The sequence below is a fragment of the Lactobacillus sp. VURO6/B1 (VP7) genome (assembly GCF_058139575.1).
The window spans coordinates 41,355-61,254 of sequence record NZ_JBVOWJ010000009.1 but is presented as its reverse complement, the minus strand read 5'-3'; the positions used below and the strand labels follow the sequence as shown (position 1 = coordinate 61,254).

At 34.8% G+C, this 19,900-nt stretch carries 20 protein-coding genes; 18 read left to right on the top strand and 2 right to left on the bottom strand.

Annotated features, from left to right (window positions below; translation table 11 throughout):
• The first annotated feature begins 114 nt into the window (after positions 1 to 114).
• From ACZ2M0_RS06315 to ACZ2M0_RS06295, 5 genes are all read left to right on the top strand, one after another.
• Positions 115 to 1,167: a Fic family protein gene (locus ACZ2M0_RS06315; RefSeq protein ID WP_490058905.1), complete on the top strand. Its 1,053-nt coding sequence runs from the start codon at positions 115 to 117 to the stop codon at positions 1,165 to 1,167.
• Positions 1,168 to 1,467: 300 nt separating this feature from the next.
• On the top strand, positions 1,468 to 1,758 hold the full coding sequence (locus ACZ2M0_RS06310) for a type II toxin-antitoxin system MqsR family toxin (RefSeq protein WP_187160663.1): 291 nt from the start codon (positions 1,468 to 1,470) through the stop codon (positions 1,756 to 1,758).
• A gap of 13 nt (positions 1,759 to 1,771) precedes the next feature.
• Complete coding sequence (locus ACZ2M0_RS06305) at positions 1,772 to 2,695, top strand: type II TA system antitoxin MqsA family protein (protein WP_490058904.1); 924 nt, start codon at positions 1,772 to 1,774, stop codon at positions 2,693 to 2,695.
• A 540-nt stretch (positions 2,696 to 3,235) separates the two neighbouring features.
• On the top strand, positions 3,236 to 4,540 hold the full coding sequence (gene celB / locus ACZ2M0_RS06300) for a PTS cellobiose transporter subunit IIC (protein ID WP_490058903.1): 1,305 nt from the start codon (positions 3,236 to 3,238) through the stop codon (positions 4,538 to 4,540).
• A 27-nt stretch (positions 4,541 to 4,567) separates the two neighbouring features.
• The gene (locus tag ACZ2M0_RS06295; protein WP_490058902.1) at positions 4,568 to 5,287 is read left to right on the top strand and encodes a MurR/RpiR family transcriptional regulator; all 720 of its coding nucleotides are present in this window, start codon (positions 4,568 to 4,570) and stop codon (positions 5,285 to 5,287) included.
• A gap of 84 nt (positions 5,288 to 5,371) precedes the next feature.
• On the opposite strand, the gene ACZ2M0_RS06290 is transcribed toward ACZ2M0_RS06295, so the two are convergent.
• Complete coding sequence (locus ACZ2M0_RS06290) at positions 5,372 to 5,920, bottom strand: hypothetical protein (protein WP_490058901.1); 549 nt, start codon at positions 5,918 to 5,920, stop codon at positions 5,372 to 5,374.
• 284 nt (positions 5,921 to 6,204) lie between these two features.
• Between ACZ2M0_RS06290 and ACZ2M0_RS06285 the strand changes: the two genes are divergently transcribed.
• The 5 genes from ACZ2M0_RS06285 (at position 6,205) to ACZ2M0_RS06265 (ending at position 10,211) form a co-directional block, all read left to right on the top strand.
• A complete protein-coding gene (locus ACZ2M0_RS06285; RefSeq protein WP_045927272.1) occupies positions 6,205 to 6,420 on the top strand; it encodes a hypothetical protein in 216 nt (71 codons plus the stop codon).
• A gap of 290 nt (positions 6,421 to 6,710) precedes the next feature.
• Positions 6,711 to 7,667 (top strand): NAD(P)-dependent oxidoreductase, encoded by a 957-nt coding sequence (locus ACZ2M0_RS06280; protein ID WP_490058900.1) that lies wholly within the window; start codon positions 6,711 to 6,713, stop codon positions 7,665 to 7,667.
• 122 nt (positions 7,668 to 7,789) lie between these two features.
• Positions 7,790 to 8,008: a helix-turn-helix transcriptional regulator gene (locus ACZ2M0_RS06275; protein ID WP_490058932.1), complete on the top strand. Its 219-nt coding sequence runs from the start codon at positions 7,790 to 7,792 to the stop codon at positions 8,006 to 8,008.
• A complete protein-coding gene (locus ACZ2M0_RS06270; RefSeq protein ID WP_490058899.1) occupies positions 7,995 to 8,453 on the top strand; it encodes a hypothetical protein in 459 nt (152 codons plus the stop codon). The genes ACZ2M0_RS06275 and ACZ2M0_RS06270 overlap by 14 nt, the downstream gene beginning before the upstream one ends.
• A gap of 186 nt (positions 8,454 to 8,639) precedes the next feature.
• Complete coding sequence (locus ACZ2M0_RS06265) at positions 8,640 to 10,211, top strand: ATP-binding cassette domain-containing protein (RefSeq protein ID WP_490058898.1); 1,572 nt, start codon at positions 8,640 to 8,642, stop codon at positions 10,209 to 10,211.
• Between the two features lie 111 nt (positions 10,212 to 10,322).
• On the opposite strand, the gene ACZ2M0_RS06260 is transcribed toward ACZ2M0_RS06265, so the two are convergent.
• Entirely contained in the window at positions 10,323 to 10,718 is a 396-nt protein-coding gene (locus tag ACZ2M0_RS06260) for a hypothetical protein (protein WP_045927283.1), read from the bottom strand.
• Between the two features lie 166 nt (positions 10,719 to 10,884).
• Between ACZ2M0_RS06260 and ACZ2M0_RS06255 the strand changes: the two genes are divergently transcribed.
• The 8 genes from ACZ2M0_RS06255 (at position 10,885) to ACZ2M0_RS06220 (ending at position 19,899) form a co-directional block, all read left to right on the top strand.
• The gene (locus tag ACZ2M0_RS06255) at positions 10,885 to 11,376 is read left to right on the top strand and encodes a PTS sugar transporter subunit IIB (RefSeq protein ID WP_045927284.1); all 492 of its coding nucleotides are present in this window, start codon (positions 10,885 to 10,887) and stop codon (positions 11,374 to 11,376) included.
• Positions 11,377 to 11,378: 2 nt separating this feature from the next.
• The gene (locus ACZ2M0_RS06250) at positions 11,379 to 12,212 is read left to right on the top strand and encodes a PTS mannose/fructose/sorbose/N-acetylgalactosamine transporter subunit IIC (RefSeq protein ID WP_045927285.1); all 834 of its coding nucleotides are present in this window, start codon (positions 11,379 to 11,381) and stop codon (positions 12,210 to 12,212) included.
• The gene (locus ACZ2M0_RS06245) at positions 12,202 to 13,035 is read left to right on the top strand and encodes a PTS system mannose/fructose/sorbose family transporter subunit IID (protein ID WP_045927286.1); all 834 of its coding nucleotides are present in this window, start codon (positions 12,202 to 12,204) and stop codon (positions 13,033 to 13,035) included. Before ACZ2M0_RS06250 ends, ACZ2M0_RS06245 begins: the two co-directional genes overlap by 11 nt.
• A 266-nt stretch (positions 13,036 to 13,301) precedes the next feature.
• Positions 13,302 to 14,312: a substrate-binding domain-containing protein gene (locus ACZ2M0_RS06240; protein WP_045927287.1), complete on the top strand. Its 1,011-nt coding sequence runs from the start codon at positions 13,302 to 13,304 to the stop codon at positions 14,310 to 14,312.
• Between the two features lie 14 nt (positions 14,313 to 14,326).
• Positions 14,327 to 15,754 carry a DUF4874 domain-containing protein gene (locus ACZ2M0_RS06235; RefSeq protein WP_490058897.1) on the top strand — a complete coding sequence of 476 codons (1,428 nt, stop codon included), beginning with the start codon at positions 14,327 to 14,329 and terminating at the stop codon, positions 15,752 to 15,754.
• A gap of 14 nt (positions 15,755 to 15,768) precedes the next feature.
• A complete protein-coding gene (locus tag ACZ2M0_RS06230) occupies positions 15,769 to 17,235 on the top strand; it encodes a DUF4874 domain-containing protein (RefSeq protein ID WP_490058896.1) in 1,467 nt (488 codons plus the stop codon).
• A gap of 286 nt (positions 17,236 to 17,521) precedes the next feature.
• On the top strand, positions 17,522 to 18,640 hold the full coding sequence (locus ACZ2M0_RS06225; RefSeq protein WP_490058895.1) for an ABC transporter permease: 1,119 nt from the start codon (positions 17,522 to 17,524) through the stop codon (positions 18,638 to 18,640).
• Positions 18,637 to 19,899: a tellurium resistance protein TerC gene (locus ACZ2M0_RS06220; RefSeq protein WP_490058894.1), complete on the top strand. Its 1,263-nt coding sequence runs from the start codon at positions 18,637 to 18,639 to the stop codon at positions 19,897 to 19,899. The genes ACZ2M0_RS06225 and ACZ2M0_RS06220 overlap by 4 nt, the downstream gene beginning before the upstream one ends.
• The last annotated feature ends 1 nt before the right edge of the window (position 19,900 follow it).

Genomic DNA, 19,900 nt, shown 5'->3' with positions numbered 1-19,900 from the left:
AAACAAATTTACGGTGTAAAATAATTAAATTTTGCACCGATAATCTTTTAAATGCACTGATACTTGGTATAAAATATGTAAGAAGAAACTAGTTTATAAAGGAGACGTAATACTTTGAAAGTTTTTGATTACCAAACTTTAAATGGTTTGAAAGTAACCACGAAGATGATTGAAAAACTCAATCTGATCTATGAGTTCAAAGGTAAAACGGATCATATCTCCTTAAAGTCAAAAGACACAATGGATAAGTTATTAATGGTAGCAAAGATTGAGAGTACAGACTCATCAAATCGAATTGAAGGAATTGCAACAAGTGACGTACGGCTTAAGAAATTAATGGATAAAAAAACGACTCCGAAAAATCGCAGTGAAGAAGAAATTTCTGGCTATCGTGATGTTTTAGCTATAATCCATGATAATTATAAATATATCAAGATTACGCCCAATAATATATTGGCATTCCATAAGCAATTGTTTGGTTTTACTGAAAGCAATTGGGGTGGTAAATTTAAGGACATTGATAATGCAATTATTACTACCTTTGCAGATGGTCATAAAGAAACTCGCTTTACTCCACCACCAGCTTGGATGACACCCAAATTAGTCCAAAGTTTATGTGAAACTTATAATAATGCAATTTGTGATAATTCCCTCCCACCATTAATACTAGCGGCAGCATTTATGTTGGACTTTGTATCAATTCACCCATTTAGAGATGGCAATGGCAGAATGTCACGCTTGTTAATGCTACTTGAATTACAACAATTAGGTTTCGGAGTTGGTAAGTATATTAGTTTGGAACGTTTAATTGAAAAAACCAAGGCGCAATATTATCGGACTTTGCTAGAAAGTTCAGGTAAAGCATGGATTAATAATGAAAACGATTATGAACCATATGTTGACTACTTTTTAAGTATCGTTTTGCAAGCTTACCGTGAATTAGATTCACGAATTGACATCACTAGTAATACGGAAAAGGATCCGGAATCATTGCTATTGAGTAAAATTATTAATAGTTTAAAGCCGTTATCTAGACAGGAACTAATGAATTTAGTGCCTCAATATGGTGAAAGTACCATTAAGCATGCTTTAGCCAAGTTGCGCAAAGAAAGAAAAATAGATTTAGTAGGCAAAGGAAAGGCAAGTCGCTATATTGCCAATGACTAAAGCAGTGTAATAAATAAATTATCGGTGCAAAATTTAATTAAATTTTGGCTCTTTGCCAAACATCCTAAATAGGAAGCAGATAGAAGTATGACAATATTTTTATCTGCTTTTTTATACTTAAAGTTGAAGTTGAGGTCGCCAACAGGATAAATTATAGAGTCGTAGAAGAGATAGGGCAACGTTGTCTCTATCTCCTCTTTTTTCGAACCTGTATAGAACTACAAAGTATAATATTTGCTAGTTGCTACTGATTAGTAGTAGATGCTATAATAATGTAGAAATGATATTTGGAGGTTTGTAATGGAAGTTGCTGAGGCATTGGCGAGGCTAAAATTCTTGGTGAAGCATGATCATTTTCAAATGGTCCGAAGAAGAGACAAAATGGCAATGCCAGTTTCAGTAACTTTGGCGAAAGAAATAGTTAAACAGTTATCGATCAGTGATTTTGTTAAACATGAACCGAATAGAAGTAATCCATTACAATTTGTCTGGGTATTTAAAACAAGCGATGGACAAGTTTACTACATTAAATTCGTATTTACTGAAGACAATCAAAAAGTAGTATTTATTAGTTTCCATCTTGATTATTAAAGGAGGGGTTTATATGGCTTACCAAAAGGACTTCACTACTATTTATACTATTAATGGACATAAGTATACAGTAAAAGCACCAGCTCTTTTTGACAGTAAAACCAATGAACTGATTCCAGATAAGGCATTAGATGATCAAGCTGCTGAAATTGCCCGTCAAAAATATCGTGACGAAATGGGTTTATTGTCACCAAAAGAAATAAAACAATATAGAGCTAAAGTTGGTTTAACACAACGTAATTTAGCAGAGTTAACCGGATTGAGTCCAAATACGATTGCTCTTTACGAAGCGGGTGCATTTCCAACAAAGGCTAATAATAGGTTGTTAAAAGCTCTCATAAAAAGCGATAATGTACTTAAACAATATATTTCTGATGAGAAGAATAAATATTCTGATGAATTGATAGCAAAGGTTAATTCTTATTTGAACCATAGTGATAGTGTTGTGGAATCACAACCTGAGCAACCTAGATTCACTGCTGTGCAGTTAGCCAATTGGTTTCGAGTTGAGAATTACTTTGAGCGGGATAATGATTTGAACATTGATCCATTAACGCAAATGAAAGTCGATAAGCTTCTCTATTTTGCATATGGTAGATTTTTAGCTAAAACTAGAAGTAGACTGTTTTCTTCTCCTATTATTCATTTACAATATGGTCCAGTAATAACTGAAGTACATAAAAAGTTTAATGGTAAGCGTGTTTTAGATATTGGTAAACCAGACAAAGAGGCCATGGATGACTATAACCTGGTTTCTAAAAATGGTGAGATTGCAAATTTACTAGATAAAGTTAATGAGGATTACATTAATTACAATGCTGCTGGATTAAGTAAGAAGACTCATCGACCTGGATCACCATGGGATTTAACTCCTGATCGAGAGATAATTAAAGACCAGTTGATTTTTGATTCGTTTAAACGAGGAGTAGAAGAATAGTTTAATAAAAAATAAATAATAAGTGTCCTAATTTGGGGCTCAATACATTTACTGAGTTGTAGTATCAGTCTTTTGCTTAACATATAACTGAGCTAACCGCCTTAAAAGCGGTTGCTTGAAATTCAGAGAAGAGGTCTTGTTTACAAGGCTTCTTTTTCTTTATATCTAGGCAATAACATGAATAAATTAGTCTTGTGCAAGAAATTGTTGTAGAAAGCAGAAGAGCTTTAAGCAATGTAAAAAAACGGATTTTTTGGTCTTGAAAAGTTGTTAAACAGCCAGTAGCTACAGCTGCAGTTCATAGGAAATAATGCCGCCAAAAACGATTTAGAAAAAATTAAACTCTCAAACATGCTTAATAGTGAAAATATAATATCATTCATTTAAACTCTATATTTTTTTGCGAGCCATAATTATTCAATTTTTAGAGCCTTTTTTGAAACATGTTTCATAAAAAGTTGACTTTTTGAAACAAAATGATTATATTTATATGTAAGCGATTGCATAGTTGCTTTTAAATTAGTAGTAGGAGTGAGGAAAATGTCTGAGAAAAAAGAAAATAATTTTCTTAACCAAAAATTGATTCCTTTTTTTAACAAAATATCTAGTGCCAGACACATGGTAGCGTTGCGTGATGGGATGACAGCTGCTGTACCAATGATCATTATTGGCTCAATTTTTATGATTATTGGTCAGTTTCCCGTTAAAGGCTATTTAGACTTTATGGCCAGTATTTTCGGCCCAAATTGGTCTAATGTAGTACAGTATATTACCAATGCGTCATTTCATATTATGGGGTTAGTGGCTGTAGCCGGTATTTCATACAGTTTGGCCAGAAGCTATAAAAATATTGATCCATTTTCAGCAATGATTGTAGCGATAGGAGCTTTTATCTTAACAATTCCAATGCAAGTTGGAAAAGACGGCGGATTGCTAATCCCTCTGAATCAATTTGATTCATCAGGGTTATTTACCGCATTGTTAGTTGGGTTATTTGTTACTGACTTGTATGTTTGGATGATGCATAAAAATTTGGTCTTTAAAATGCCAGATTCTGTCCCGCCAGCCGTGAGCAATTCGTTTGCTGCACTATTTCCGGGAGCAATCTCATTATTTGTAGTTTGGTTAATCAGACTTGGAGTTGAAGCTACCCCAATGAAGAGCATCCCAAATGTAATTACTTTCTTCTTACAAGCACCAATGAGTAAAGTTACCAATACTTTAGGCGGTGCGATCGTAATTGAATTAGTAGTATGTATACTATGGTTCTTTGGTATTCATGGTGCTAACGCAATTTCTGGTGTTATTGATCCAGTATTATATGCTGCATTAAGCGTAAACTACACTGCTTTTAAGGCCAACAAGCCTCTTCCTAATATTATTACCAAAACTTTTTTTGATAATTTTGTCCGAATAGGTGGTTGTGGTGCTACACTCGGTTTTGTTATTTTAATGGTTTTTGTTGCTAAAGACCAGGAAATGAAGGCACTGGGGAAAATTTCAATCGGTCCAGCTATTTTTAACATTAACGAGCCGGTGGTCTTTGGTACACCTATTGTATTAAATTACCGTATCATTATTCCGTTTATCTTAGCGCCAATGGCCAATATCATTGCAACTTACACTGCAATGAAAATGGGCTGGGTAGCTAAAACGATTGGAATATATCCACCTTGGACAACACCGCCAATTTTATCCGGAATTCTTTCCACGGGACATATTTCCGGCGGAGTGATGCAATTGTTTAACATCGTAATGGATACATTGATATATTATGGCTTCTTTAAGAGTATGAATAATGCTAAACTAAAAGCTGAAAAAGAAATGGAGCAGGCAAAGGCTTAAATTAAAAATCTAAATTGAGGTATAAAAATGCATACAAAGCAGAAACTGACAGCAACACAATTGCAAGTATACAATTATATTGTAGCTAATAAAAGGAAAGTAAAAGATATTACTTTACGTGAACTTGCTGGTATTCTGTCCGTTTCACCTGCTTCTGTAGTACGAACCTTAAAAGCTTTGGGCTATAAACATTATTACGATTTACAAAATGAAATTAAAGAAGAGTTGAACAGAAATAAAGTAGTTGATGATATTACTTATCAGGCACAATATTATTTTTCGCAAGATTTTTTAACCGATTATGACCAAAAGATTGCTGATTTTAAAAAAATTGCCAGCAAGACAAAAGATTTTATCTTTTTTGGAATAGGATCTTCTGGTGACTTGTGTGAATATGGTGCCCGTCAGTTTGTTAATAATGGACGAAATGCATTTGCAATTGGTGATCCCTATTATCCAGTGGAGCTAAGCCGGGATTTATTTCATGGTAAAACTGTTATTGTGCTCTCAGTAAGTGGTGAGGGTCAGCCGACTATTGATCAGGTAAAAAATTTTCGGCAATTAGGTGCAACAATTGTCAGTATTACTAATAATGAAGATAATACGATTGCGCATTTGTCGGATTTAAACTTTGCTTATCATCTAGAATTTAAAATTATCGGTCAAACTATTAATTTAACTACTCAGGTTCCAGTTGTATATTTGCTTGAACGATTATCGCGGGCGCTAAACACTATAGAACAATAAATTTTATATTGAGCATAATAAAACAGTTAGAAATAATAACACAGGAATTACTTCTAACTGTTTTTTGTTAGTAGTTTTAAATCATCAATCTAAATTATAGACGATTTTAAAGTCAAAGTCTTTATAGTGAGTTTTCTTGAACTTTTTAGCTAATTTAGGGCTGCGATACCAATGAACGTCTTCACTTTCAAAAGTGTCTCCATGTGCGATAGCATATCCCAATACCGAATTTCCTTTTAACTTGGCTACACTGTAGTATTCACCTGTTGAATCTGGACGCATGGTTATTCTGTTTATGCCGTACCATGTATGACCTTTAACTTTTGTGGTTTCAGAACGATAAATCCAATCTTTATTCTTTTTACTAGGTTCAGGAAAAACCTTAGGTTGTTTGTGTAAGTAGCGTATGTGTTTGCCCTTTGTATCGTAACTGATTTCCTTATTTTTAGTAAAAGTCTTTTTCAAGATCTTCTTCTTATTGAAATAAGCGTACCAGGTTCCCCGCATCTTTTTGGGAAAAGTGGTTATATTGGTTTTTGCCTGCACATTACTTACAGAACTATGTGCAATGCCAAAACCGGCAGCCACACTAATTAGTGCTAATAATGTAATGATTTTTTTCTTAAATTTCATTTTTACCTCCCAATTATTACTACTACTGCCCATTATATACTGACAATTAATAATAAAAAATAGTACTGATATTTTTTTAGCTTTGACCAGCTCATTTATGTGCGTAATGGATCATTCTGTTAGCAAGTTGAATATAGATTTAGGCAAACAAGCAAAAATTTATATACTATAAATTAAGTATTTTTTAAGAAAATTAACTCTTGCTTTGTGCTAAAACAGATATAAGTCCAGTACGTGATGCTAGAAAATAGTCAAAATAATTTTTTAGACAGGAGAAAATAATAATGAAAAATATTCAAAGACTAACTATGGTGTTAGCAATTGTTTTGTGGCTTGTCGTGATTGGTATTTTTGCGGTAGCCATCGCTAAAAATCAGTTGTGGAGTATGGGACCGATTATTACCTATAACAGACCGCGAAATGCCCTTGGCTGGTTGATTGTAGCAGCTATTGCAGCCTCAGCCGTCAGTGCAATTCTTAAGTTAACGCAAGATAAATAAAATTAAAAAAGATTATGGCATCATTAAATAAGGTCAAATTATATATGTAGTTACTAATAGTCTTTTTAAAAATCTTGCACACATTTCTAAAAAAGTGCCACTGCAATTAATAAATCTAACAGAAAATATACAAGAGAAAATACCTGACAAGATTTAAATATTGTCAGGCTTTTTTGATGAAAGACAAATACTAAAGTATAATTAACATTAACGTGAAAATTCAATTTAAAGCTTTATAGATAATGATCAATCTAGAGAAAAAAGCTTACAAACTAAGGGAGGGTTAGAATATGAGTAACATAAAAGTTTTAGTAACAGGAAGAATGCCAGAAGCTGGTTTAACGGAGTTAAGAAAAAACTTTGTTGTGACCCGTAAACCAGAAAAAGAAGGTAGAGCTTGGGTTTTAGCACATCTATCTGAATATGAAGGTCTGATACTCATGGGGACACAAGCTGACCGTGAATTAATTGATGCCGGCACTAACTTGAAAATTATTTCTGCTAGTGGCGTTGGCTATGACAAAATTGACATTGACTATGCAAAGCAAAAAGGAATCGTTGTTGCCAATTGTCCTAAAAGCGTTATTATTCCCACCGCTGAAATGACATTTGCCCTAATTCTAGCAACTATGAGACGTTTGCATTTTTATGATAAAACCATTCGCACTGAAAAATGGGTTGATGTTTCTCAACCGGAAAATATGGGGACGGGACTCCAGGGAAAAACGCTTGGTATTTACGGTATGGGGCGTATCGGCTCTGAAGTAGCCAAGTACGCTCAAGTCTTTGGCATGAAAGTTATCTATCATAACAGACATCAGTTAAGTTCTCAAGAAGAAGCAAAAAAGAATGTTCATTATGTAGATTTTGATACTCTTGTTAAAACAGCAGATGTGATTACCTTGCACGCCCCGGCAACTCCTTCTACAACAGGCGTTTTCGATGCTCAAATATTTAAGCAGATGAAAAAGACAGCTTATATTATCAATGTTGCTCGAGGTAAGCTGATTAAACAAAATGATTTAATTGCCGCATTGCAGAACGGTGACATTGCCGGAGCAGGTTTAGACGTATATGAAACTGAACCAGAAGTGCCACAAGCTTTATGTGAACTAGATAATGTGATTTTGTCACCTCATGCAGGTTCAGGAACACTGTCTGCCCGCACGAATATTGCTGCTGAGGCTTCACAAAATCTCATTTCATATTTACGGGATCATAAGCCATTAAATCAAGTTAATAAGTGATCTTTTAATTAGTAAAAATAATCATGAATAAAAACCAAGTTTTTACTTGGCTTTTTTCTTTTACCGTAATATAATATGAAGCTAACTACATGAAGTATACTTCACATTATTAAGAAGGTGAGATTATCACAAATTTAGTTAAGGAAAATAGAAAAAAGCTGCACTTAACGCAACGTGAACTTGCCGCTAAAGTGGGCGTCACCGAACGAACGATTATCTCAGTAGAAAAGGGTAAATACAAGCCCTCACTCATCTTGGCGTATAAACTAGCGCAAGTTTTTAGGACCGATATTGAAACCTTATTTTGTTTACAGGAATATATAGAAAATGAAGAAGAATAAGAAAAGAAAGATCAAATATTATTTCGCAGCATGCTTTTTTACATTTTTAGCGCTTCTTGAGTTGGTGCTGATCAGTTTAGAGGTTCTGCAGCACCGCAGGGAAACCGATATACCGAAAAATATTATTTATGCAGTTTTTGCTATTAGTTTTGCTTTTTATCTTTATTATAAAGCCAAAACTGTGGGCACAGATAAAGATGATGAAGACGAGCGTGATGAGTTCATTGCAGTAAAAACTGATCACCAAATGTATAAAATAGCTAACTGGTTAATTTATATTCTGAGCCTGGTCTTTATGACTGGGGCGGCGTTCATGTATGAATCTCAAGGCTTTACGATACTGGTCATAATATTGACAACCATTGCCGCTACTTTAAGCGTCTTATGGAACTTATTATTATTAATCGAAATGATTATAGGTATTAGCAATGAACTTAGAAACTAGTAAGGCCTAAATATTTATAAGGATATAAAACTGGTTCTGTATTTTAGTATAAAATTTGTCCCAATTACTTTCCTGATAGTGACCTCTTAGTTAAATAGTATTGTAATCATGGCTTTTCTCAAGTTTAATTAATTTATCATCTTTAATGAATGAAAAAATTATTAACAAAACTGAGGGAGAAAAATAATGATTTACCATAACTATTCACATTTAAAATTCTTTTGGCTCAATGTTTTCGGTTTGATATACAGTACTTTAAATATCTTTGCTGCTTATATGCTTAGCAATTTGATCAATATGGCAACTAAGAGACAATTTTCAGCTTTACCTTCTTTAATACTGCAGATCATAGTAGCGCTAACTATAATCTTAATTTCAGGCTTACTATTTAATTACTTAAAAACCGATGCCGTTAAGCAAATTAACACTAAGTTGAGATCTAAAGTGTTAAAGGGAATGCTGCTAAATAAAGAAGAAGATAGTGCTAATTTAGGTTTTTTAACTAACGACTTTAAGTTATTAGAAACTAATCGTTATGAAGCTGAAATTGAAATTCTGATCTATACTTATACCGTTATTTTGGCGCTGGGTTATGCTTTATATTTAAATTGGTTTGTTACCTTGATTTATTTCGTGGGCTCAGCAATCCCTACAGTTGTGTCCAACTTTTTCCAAAAACCAATTCAAAAGGCTTCAGGTGATTGGACTAAGGCTAACGACAAGTATGTCAGCCAAACCAAAAATATTTTAGCTGGTACTGGAACTTTTAATTTATACGGCAAGCAAGACAATGCTGTTAAGCAAAATAAGCGTGCCGTTGAACGTCTTGAAGAAAAACTGGCTAAAATGAATGTGCTGAATAATAATACTAATACCTACCTTAATATTATCGCGATTGCCAGTGCCTTTTTATTACCATTTGCTTTTGGAACATTACTAGTAGTCAATGGTCAAATAACATTGGGAGCATTATTTGCCATCACTCAGCTTTCTAATTCTTTTGTTAATCCTATCCTGCAAATTTTAAATGAACGAAACAATTTATCTACCACTAAAGGTATCGTTAACAAGATCAATCAGTTTATTGCTAAAGGTGAGCAAAAACCGCAAAACGGTGTTGCTACTGATGACTTTAAACAATTAGAAGTGAAAAATCTGACTTTAAAACGGCAGGATAAAGAATTAGCTAGTCAAATTAGTTTTGCAGTTGCAAAAGGACAAAAGGTTGCGGTAATTGGACCATCTGGCTCTGGTAAATCCACCATGCTCCAATATTTAATCTATGGTGATTATGGTCAGGCACAAGAAGAGTTGCTTAATCAAAAGGCCGTTAAACCTGGTACTTTTACTAATTTGTTTGCATATTCAAGCCAAAGCGCGGTCATCTTTGCCGACTCATTGTGGTTTAATCTTACTTTGGGTGCAGACCTCCCCTTAGAAGAAGTCACGGAAGTTTGTGATCATTTAGAACTGGGACAGCTGGTTAAAGAAAAAGGTTTTGACTATCAATTAGGTGATAATGCGGACCAATTATCCGGTGGTCAGTTAGCACGAATTGAACTGGCAAGGGCTATCTTAGCCAAACGACCAATTTTATTACTGGACGAAGTCAATGCCTCATTAGATAAGGCAACTTCTCAGGCGATTCATGATTACTTGTTTGATTCAGACTTCACTTTTATTGAGGTTATTCACCACTATGAGCCGGCTGAGTTAAAGCGTTATGATGCTGTAATTGACTTTAATAATTATATTTAAAACATGGTTTCAAATAAATGTATGGTAAATAAAAAGCTTACTTTTTGTAAAAATAAAGTAAGCTTTTTTGTATGTATATAAAATCATTAAATGAACTTTTTGGCAGCATCTTTATTTAATTTCCTCAATAATCAGACCACTCCGGAAATTAAAAATTAATTCAATAAACAAAAAGATTAAAAAGATAATAATTGCTGAAACATTTTGTGAAAAAGGGACATAGCTTTTAATCATAGGCGGAATTAATAATAAAGCAGCAATCATGACAGCTATTAAGCCTGCTGATTTTGGATTCGGAATAACTTTATAATGAGCGTCAGTATTATTAATAATCATTTTGGCTGAGCGATTTAGTAGGCCTTGAGTTAGTTGCAGCGTGTCCCCTTTTTTTAAATTTAATTTTAAAGCATAGCCAGCCGCAATACCTCCTACTCTTAAACCGTTAACTATTACAGTTGTGGGTTTGCCCATTGAAATATTACTTTTTGATCGTTGAACTGTAATCATACCGTTACACTTTCTTTAATAATAGATGTTTAAGATTAGCTTATTAATAAAACAGGTTAATGTCAATCTTGTTTACTAAAAAAAATTATGTTTACAAAACAAAATATATAAACTATAATTTTGGTATAAGTAAATGTAAGCGATAACAAGAAGGAGGTAATGAATTGTGCAGTTAGTTAATGTAAGAGTTGATAGCCGTTTGATTCATGGTCAAGTGGCTCGTGTATGGACTGGGCAATTAGGTGCAGAACGCTTAATGGTCGTTGGCGATAAAGTATCTAAGGATGACTTGGAAAAAACAGCTTTAAAATTAGCTCGTCCCACTCAAGCAGCTTTAAGTATTTTGCCACCAGATCGTGCAAGTAACAATATTGTTCAAGGACGCTATGCTGACCAAAAAATATTTATTATTACTCGTGAACCAGAGGCTCTGGTTAAGATGGTCGATGCAGGTGTACCAATTAAAGAAGTTAATGTTGGTAACTTGCCAAGTGGTGAAGGCAGACTGCAATTGTTCAAGAGTGTGGGAGTTAATGACGAAGAAATAAAGGCTTTTAAGGAACTTGATGCTCGGGGAGTAAAGCTTTATCACCAGATGGTACCAAACGATCCTAGAGAAGACTTTATGTCTGAATTAAATAAACGGATGGAGAAATAATAATGAATTCATTGAGTGTAGTTCAAATAATTTTGCTGTCTTTGTTTGCTTTCTTCCAAATCAATGAAATTATCACAGTTGGTATTGGTTTTGGTAACCCAGTTAACGCTGGATTAATTGCAGGACTAATTGTTGGTGATATGAAATTAGGTTTGGCCGTAGGAGCAACATTGCAGTTAATGATATTAGGTGTCGGTACCTTTGGTGGTGCTTCGATTCCTGATTATGCCACCGGAGCAATCATAGGTACTGCAATTGCGCATATTTCAGGAAAAGGCATTAACTATGGTATTGGTGTTGCTATTCCAGTGGGTCTATTGATGGTGCAACTTGATATTTTGGCTCGTTTTGCTAATACCTATTTTGCACACAGAATAGATAAGGCAATCGATCGTAACGATGATAAAGCTGTTGTACGAAATAGTCTTTATGGGGCTATTCCGTGGGGGCTTTCAAGATCGGTTCCTGTACTGTTAGTGTTGATTTTTGGTGAAGCATTTGTCAAAAATGTACTGAACTATATGCCACAGTGGCTAATGGGTGGATTAAAATCTGCCGGAACTATGTTACCAGCAGTTGGTATTGCTATCTTAATGCATTACTTGCCTATTAAGAAATTTGGTGCATACATGATTTTTGGCTTTGTAGCCGCTGCTTATTTAAACGTACCGATGCTTGGTGTTGCACTTGTCGGAGTCGGCTTTGCCATTAATCATTATAATTCTATCATTCATGACAAAAACCAGTCTGGTAGCGGTAGCAATGGCTTAGATACAGAAAAAGCTGCTGAAATGGGTGTTGATGATAAAGGAGTAATTACCGGTGATGAAGAATAATACTACTGAAAAAACTACGACAACACAGAGTCATAAGTTAACTAAAAAAGATATTCGTAGCGCTAACTTACGCTGGATTTTTACCTCCGCACTAAGCTGGAACTACGAAACTATGATGGCTCCAGGCTATGTTGGTTCACAAATGCCAATTTTACGTAAGTTATATGGTGATAAGCCTGAAGATATGAAGAAAATGATGCGTGTGCAGTCTGAGTACTTTAATACCAGTCCGCATATGGGCTCCATTATCCAAGGTGTCGACATTGCTCTGGAAGAAAAAGAGGGAATTGATTCAGTTGATGGTGTAAGAGGTATTAAAACTGGACTTATGGGACCATTTGCTGCTGTAGGTGACACCTTATTAGGTACCGTTCAATCCACTATTTTTGGTGCGATTGCATCATACATGGCTCTTAAAGGCAACCCGTTTGGTGCTATTTTATGGATGGTTGCATTAGGCGTTATCTACATTTGGGCTTATACTTGGATGCCATTTGCCTATAAACAAGGGGTCAACCTGGTTACTTCAATGAGCTCTAAGCTTAACGCATTGACTGATTCAGCAACCCTGCTAGGAGTGACGGTTGTAGGAGCTTTGATTCCAACTGTTATTACTTTAAAAATCCCGTTTATCTTTAGAGCTGGAAAAGTTTCGATGAAGCTGCAGGATATTTTTAATCAAATTATGCCATCCCTATTGCCAGTTTTACTAGTTGCCTTTATTTATTGGCTGCTTGATCGTAAACATATGAACTCTACTAGAGCAACTTGGTTTGTTCTAATATTGGCTATTATTTTATTCAATTTAAAAGTTGTTGCATAAAACATAGAAATTTAAAAATAATCAGATTATCTGCTGAAAAAAGCCTGTTGCAAAATTAAGCGGGTAAATTGAGAAAACGCGGATGTATTGACAATAATGATACAACCGTATTTTCTTTGATTTACAAAAAATATTTGATAGCATAATTGCAAAAATGCTGTAATAGCAGATTGTGTTTAGATTATCAGGTTCTAAAGTTTATATTTTTAAAACGAATTTTAATAGCACCTGTTATAATAACCAAATATGAAAGATGAGAAAATAAAATGGCTAATATCAGACAGGTAGCTCAGTTAGCAGGTGTTTCGGCTGGTACAGTTTCACGAATCTTAAATAATGACGCTTCCCTAAGTGTAACTGATCAAACGCGTTTAAAAGTTTTGGCAGCTACTAAAAAGTTAAATTATCATACAAAAAATAAAAGTAAAAAGAGTCCCGTCATTGGCGTGCTGACAACTATGAATTTAGACCAAGTAGCAGAATATACGTATTATCAGCAAGTAAAGCAGGGGATTATTGAAGAACTTAAAAAAGAGAAAATGACGTTAAGTTCGATCTACTATTTGAATAAATCTTTAGATAATTCATTTTGGGATGGACTGTATTATTGGGACGGCGTGATTGTTATCGGCGGCTTGTCCGAATCAGCCATTAGCGAACTAAAAAAATTAAACTCTAATATCGTCATTATTGAAGCAAGATATAAAAATAATTCCGTCAAGCTGGTTAATGCTAATTTAACTGCCGGAGTAAAAGAAGCTTTAACACAACTAGAAAAATTTGCTCAAACCAATATTGTATATGTTGGTGGTCCCCGTTATATGACTAATTTGCAAGGAGAAAAAACTCAAGCAAAAGGTGAGGTTCGTTTAAATTGCTATCGGGAGTGGATGAAACTGCATGATCAAGATGAATGTTCAATTCTTACTCCGGGTTGGAGCATTGAAGATGGCGTCCAGGCGGGTAAAGAAATTGCACAATCACCTACTTTACCCAAAGGAATTTTAGCTGGAAATGATCAATTGGCAATTGGAATAATGCAGGAATTGCATACAAAAGGTTTTCATGCTCCTGCCGATTACCATATTATTGGGTTCGATAATATTCAAATGGCGCAATATTATATTCCCAGATTGTCATCAGTTTCTGTTCCGGAAAAAGACCTAGGTATAACTGCTGTCCATTTAATTAGAGAAGACATAATAGAAAAAAAGACGCGCGCCGCTACAACGTTATTAGAAGTTAAACTAATTTTGCGAGAAAGTACTGGTAATTAGTTTGGGAGGAAAAAATGGAAAATTATTATCCTAAGCAGTTAAGTGGAGATCAAACGAAGATTTTACTCACAAACCCTGATCGTGGTTTTCGCTTTGAAGTTTATTTGGATGTAAAAACGGGTAAGAGCATATATGAATATGCGGATGAAGATGCTATTGCAGCGTTAAAAAGAGAAGCATCACTGTATACAGACGATCAGCCACGAATAGTGCAGGTTTATTTTTACTTAACAGGTTACCAGCATGATCCACTGGATGCACAAGCTTTTAACCATATGAGTGCATTTTTTGAGGAACTGGCTAAATTAAATTTAAAAGCATTGCTTCGTTTTGCTTATGTTTCTGAAGATAAAAGGCCTTATAGACAGGCTCCTAGTGTGAAGAGAGTAGAGCAGCACTTGGAACAGTTATCTGGCTGGCTCCACGAACATCGCAAGCAAATTCATGCCTTACAGGCAGGCATTATTGGACCTTGGGGAGAATGGTCTGCCCATGCTCGTGAGACAACTGATGAATCAGCAATTTTACATAGTTTGCTGTTAAATTCTCCTCAAGATCTAACTGTACAAGTACGTTATTTAAATATAAAAAATCGTAATATAGATGTTGCTGAAAAAGAGAATGAACAACGAATTGGTTTTCACGATGACTTTTTAATTGGTATTGGACATGAGTGGAATACAGCGGGTAAAAATCATGAGTCGAATGAGTATCAACAATTAATAAGAGATTCAAAAACGACAATCGTTGATGGCGAAAGTATCTGGCTATTTGCCAATCCTATGTATTTAAAAACAAAATACGTAGATCCTGAATTGACCACACAAAGAATGGTTGAAAATCATTTTACTACCTTAAGTATTGCGCATAATTACCATGAGATAAAAACTAATTCATATTATAATGTGACCTTAGAAAATGAATTAAAAAGAACTGGCAAACCAGAGGGGCTTAAATTTCCTCAAATGGGCTCATTTGAATATTGGAAGCATGTTCCTGTTACGCCTGATTTATTAGATAAAAAGCATTGGCCGTATCAAAAATCATGGTTTTTGAATCAAAAGAATCAGACAATTGAACGTAATTATTTTGAATATTTGCGAGATTATTTAGGCTACCGTTTAGAAGTTAAACAAATTAGTTATAACTCCGCTTTAAATGCTGCCGTTTATCTCACACTGAAGAATACCGGCTTCGCCGCTCCTCTGGCTTTGAAACAAATAGAGTTATTTGCTGTAGATCAACAGCAGAATATTATTGGTAAGGCTTTCGTTGAAAAAAGTGCTTTACAAACTAACCGAGAAATAAATACGGTTATCCCGTTAATAAAACATAATCAACCTGATAAAGTCGGAGTTAGGCTGCAGGCTACTAATAATAGCACAGCACGTCTTGCCAATGTTTGTCAGTGGGCAGATGGTATTAATTGGTTTAAATTGTAACTGGGGAATAACTCATGAAAAAAATATTTAAAAAGCTAACTTTAATAACTGCATTTTTAGGGTTACTTTTATTTCAAAATCAGCAAAATTTGTGTTCAGTTAAGGCTGCAACTATTTCTGAATATGACGAAAAGCCTCTAACAGAGCAGCAAAATCAAGAAATGGCTAACAATAGCGATCGTGGCTTTCGCTTAGAGTTAAATTTAAATGTTAAAACCGGCATGGGACTATGGGGTAATGCGGATAAAACAGGAATAGCGCAAATGCAAAATGCGATAGCTACATTTGCTGATGATAATCCGCGACTTGCACAAGTATACTTTTATCTGACTGATTATAAAGATAAGCCACTAGATCAAACTGCCTTTAATAATATGGATCAATATTTCCAAAAGTTGAAGCAAAACCATTTACAGGCTGTACTACGTTTTGCCTATATTTGGGATGATGCTCATCCCAAATCTCAGGAACCTACAACTGAGCAAGTGGTTGCACATATTAAGCAACTAGCTCCCTGGATTGCTCAGCATCGTGATCAAATAGCTAATTTACAAGCTGGATTTATTGGAGCTTGGGGAGAATGGGACAGCGGAGCCCGTAGCCGTATGAATGAAAAAGCAATTCTGCAGGCATTATTAGCCAATACTCCTAAAGATTTATTTATCCAAGTCAGATATTACAATATCAAGTCACGAAATGTTGATCCCCAGAGTTCTGACTGGCAAAGAGTTGGATTTCATGATGATTACTTGATTGGTCGCCCTCATGTGTGGAATACTGCAGGTGCAGACCCTAATTCTGCTGAATGGAAGGCGATGGCAGAACAATCTCAGACTGTACCGGTTGACGGTGAAATGATTTGGGGTTCTGCCAATGCATCAGACAATAACGGTCAGTTAATTTCTGCACCACTGATTGCTCACCGTCTTGCAGTTCATCATTTTACTTCATTGAGTATAGCTCATAATTACAAAGAAGATGGCAAAGACTATTCTTTGAGTGCTTGGAAACGGCAACTAGTAACGCCTGCACTTTTAGACCAATATAAATTACCATATCAAAAATCATGGTTTAAAGATACTAATGATAATGAAATAAGTCGTTCTTGGTATGAATATATTAGGGATTATCTGGGTTACCGCTTAGCAGTTAAAGATATTAGCTATCAAGCAGATGGGCAGAATATTGACTATCAAGTTAATCTAACTAATTATGGTCTGGCTGCTCCAGTTTTAATTAATAACGCAGAACTGGTATTGCTGGATGAATCTAAAAATGTAGTGGCTGCTAAGGACGTAACTGATATTGCTCATTTGCAGTCTTTGCAAATTTTACCAATCAAATGGCAGATAGATAAAACCTTAGTCAGTCAGGCAAAATATTTAGCCTTTAAATTTACTGGTTACAGTAATACGGGAAACCGCCTGGCAAACAATATAGCTTTTGATGATGGGTATAATTATTTGCTGACGCTTAAATAAATAGTTGTAAAAAGACAAAAACCAATAAATTACGCTTTAAACGATGATTTATCGGTTTTTTTATTTATGATAAAAATTAAAGGCTAAATTCACCTGTTTTCTTAATTCCAATTATCATAGATGCAATTGTGCTGAGTTTATGATAAATATTATAGTATTTATAAATTTATGTTTATAAATAACGTATAATAAAATAGCTTTATTTTTAGCTATAATAAAGCTGAATAAAATATGATAAAATCATTGTTAATTACTTTTCATTTTTGTAAATCAGGTAGGCATTTCCATGAAGAGAACTTATTTTAAGGCAAATTTTAATATTGCACGCAAATCAAAGAAAAATATTCTGTTAATGGGCGCTTTGATTTTATTCATGGTTCTCTTTGTACTGGTGGTTGAAGTTCAGAATTTGGGAGATAACTATCGTCAGTGGCGGTCATACTATGATTCACTTGAGATTAATATCAGTTATTTTGACAGCAGTCTATTACGTAAACAAGAATATAAAGAGACTTATGACAATTTAAATGCCCAGGAAGGTTGTATTTTCAGTTTACAAAATGGGGAAGTTTTAAGTGATCCCCAAACTTATTTAGACGGATCGATCACTTTATTTCAAACCATGTTAGACGGCTACCGGAATAATTATTTGGGAGCCAGTACATTGAACGTTCCGCCCAAATATCAATTGCATCAAAGATTAGTTACGTATAAATATCTATATCGTCATCATATACCTGCAGTTATGAATTCAAAGGCATCAGCAACTTATTTAATCTATATTCTCAATTTTGTGGCTATTTTTATTTTCTTTTATATTTTGCTTATTTCTAATGATGTGTGGATGGTTAAGTTGGATCATAAGACGGTTTTACGCAATATCCCTTATCGTGTAGAAGATGAGGTTAAAGGCAAAACCATGATCAATTTGGCTTTAACCTTGGGCCCTTTACTTATTGGACTAGTTGGTGCATATCTTTTTGCCGGCTTACGAAATGGCTTTCGCAGTTTAAATTATCCTAATGTTTTTTACTTTAATAAAATAATAGCAATCCCTGTCTGGCTGGATTGTTTACTCTTTTTACTTTATACCGCAGTATTGGTAGTATTTGTGACCAGTTTAACTTTACTTCTTAACCAGATAACAAAAAATGTATATCTCACTACCTTTATTGGCATTGCTCTATATGTATTAACGTATTTGCCTGCCAAAATGCTTAAATTTATTGCTTGGCTGCCATCTGCATATTTAAATGTTAATGATGTGCTTAATGGCACTGTGGCAAGTAAAACAGGATTTGCAGGACTAAACCTAGTCACCAGCGGCTGTATCCTATTAGTTTGGTCATTTATTTTGATCATCTGGTTTAGACACCTGGTTAATAAAGGAGGTATTGCACGATGAAATGGCGTTATTTCCTCTTTCAGTTGAAGGCTTTTTTGGTTAATCCCAAAAATATTGGACTGTTTATTGCTACTGTGATTATGTCTTTATATTTTAGTCTGGTCAGTGTGCCTAACCGTCAGGTAATTGAACAGGTTGATGCCAAGCCTATCAGAAAGGAATATATTGATGATACAGCCTTTCAGAAAGTGGCTATGCAAGAGATTGCTTATTCCAAGAAGCCAGGTTATGATTATATTCCTAGCAAAGGGGCAGTGGACGCTGTCAGTACTTACCCACAGGTCCTATCTTATGATAAAAAAATATTGCTTGCTATAAAGAAAAAAGACTGGGATGCTTATGCTAAATACGCCAGTGCTCGTTATCAATATATTGACGAGTTAATCTTTGTAGAAGGTAACCAAAACTTTTTGTATCCAGCTGCGTATAATCAAAATGATAATTTTAAGCAAGATGGTCATTTTGGCTATCAACGGACGTATCACTTGTATAACGCACTTTTAGCCGGTAAAAAGGATAAGCAAACAGGGTTGAATAAAAACATTTTGGAAGAGCGCACAGCATTACAAGTAATTCAAAACTCACTTTCTGGCTGGGCAGTCTTAATCATGGTAGTGATAGTTTGTTTCTTTGCTGCAGACATTGTGACTAATGACAGGAAATATTATACGGTCTTGGAAAATATTCCTTTAAGTAAACGTACCATTTTATGGTTAAAAACTGGAGTCGTTGAAGTAGGGGTTTTGCTTGACTTTGTAGCAGCTGGGATAATTGCTCTTCTTTGTATAGCACCTAGATATGGTTTGGGATCATTAAGACTAAATACTGTTGCTTATTTAGGCAAAATAAACTTCAAAGCAACCTTTAGGACTGAAACACTAGGTATGTATTATTTGCAGTTTATCATTTTTGCAATCATTATTTCGTTTATCTTTATCAGGTTGACAATTCTGCTATCAATCGTTTTGCGTAACGAATATGTTGCCGGCATGCTTAGCAGTTTGTTTGCTATCAGTGCGAAGATGCTTTACTTCTCGTTGGGCATGGGCTTTGTTTACCCGTTTTTGGAAAAATGGCCTATGACTTACTTTTCTATCGGTGACAGTATTACTGGCAACTTGGCTTATTTGATGGATGCACCCGGATGGGGCTTTACTGCTGGCTTAGGGCCACTCATTTGTCTGGCACTTGTCATTGAAATTTTACTGTTTTTGTTCACGCAAATTAAAAGCATCCCTTTAGTTAGACGAGGTGATTAAA

Coding starts and splice junctions, on each gene's coding strand:
- ACZ2M0_RS06310 (WP_187160663.1), top strand. CDS start 1,468: ATGGAAGTTGCTGAGGCATTGGCGAGGCTAAAATTCTTGGTGAAGCAT.
- ACZ2M0_RS06305 (WP_490058904.1), top strand. CDS start 1,772: ATGGCTTACCAAAAGGACTTCACTACTATTTATACTATTAATGGACAT.
- celB (WP_490058903.1), top strand. CDS start 3,236: ATGTCTGAGAAAAAAGAAAATAATTTTCTTAACCAAAAATTGATTCCT.
- ACZ2M0_RS06295 (WP_490058902.1), top strand. CDS start 4,568: ATGCATACAAAGCAGAAACTGACAGCAACACAATTGCAAGTATACAAT.
- ACZ2M0_RS06290 (WP_490058901.1), bottom strand. CDS start 5,920: ATGAAATTTAAGAAAAAAATCATTACATTATTAGCACTAATTAGTGTG.
- ACZ2M0_RS06285 (WP_045927272.1), top strand. CDS start 6,205: ATGAAAAATATTCAAAGACTAACTATGGTGTTAGCAATTGTTTTGTGG.
- ACZ2M0_RS06280 (WP_490058900.1), top strand. CDS start 6,711: ATGAGTAACATAAAAGTTTTAGTAACAGGAAGAATGCCAGAAGCTGGT.
- ACZ2M0_RS06270 (WP_490058899.1), top strand. CDS start 7,995: ATGAAGAAGAATAAGAAAAGAAAGATCAAATATTATTTCGCAGCATGC.
- ACZ2M0_RS06265 (WP_490058898.1), top strand. CDS start 8,640: ATGATTTACCATAACTATTCACATTTAAAATTCTTTTGGCTCAATGTT.
- ACZ2M0_RS06260 (WP_045927283.1), bottom strand. CDS start 10,718: ATGATTACAGTTCAACGATCAAAAAGTAATATTTCAATGGGCAAACCC.
- ACZ2M0_RS06250 (WP_045927285.1), top strand. CDS start 11,379: ATGAATTCATTGAGTGTAGTTCAAATAATTTTGCTGTCTTTGTTTGCT.
- ACZ2M0_RS06245 (WP_045927286.1), top strand. CDS start 12,202: ATGAAGAATAATACTACTGAAAAAACTACGACAACACAGAGTCATAAG.
- ACZ2M0_RS06240 (WP_045927287.1), top strand. CDS start 13,302: ATGGCTAATATCAGACAGGTAGCTCAGTTAGCAGGTGTTTCGGCTGGT.
- ACZ2M0_RS06235 (WP_490058897.1), top strand. CDS start 14,327: ATGGAAAATTATTATCCTAAGCAGTTAAGTGGAGATCAAACGAAGATT.
- ACZ2M0_RS06230 (WP_490058896.1), top strand. CDS start 15,769: ATGAAAAAAATATTTAAAAAGCTAACTTTAATAACTGCATTTTTAGGG.
- ACZ2M0_RS06225 (WP_490058895.1), top strand. CDS start 17,522: ATGAAGAGAACTTATTTTAAGGCAAATTTTAATATTGCACGCAAATCA.
- ACZ2M0_RS06220 (WP_490058894.1), top strand. CDS start 18,637: ATGAAATGGCGTTATTTCCTCTTTCAGTTGAAGGCTTTTTTGGTTAAT.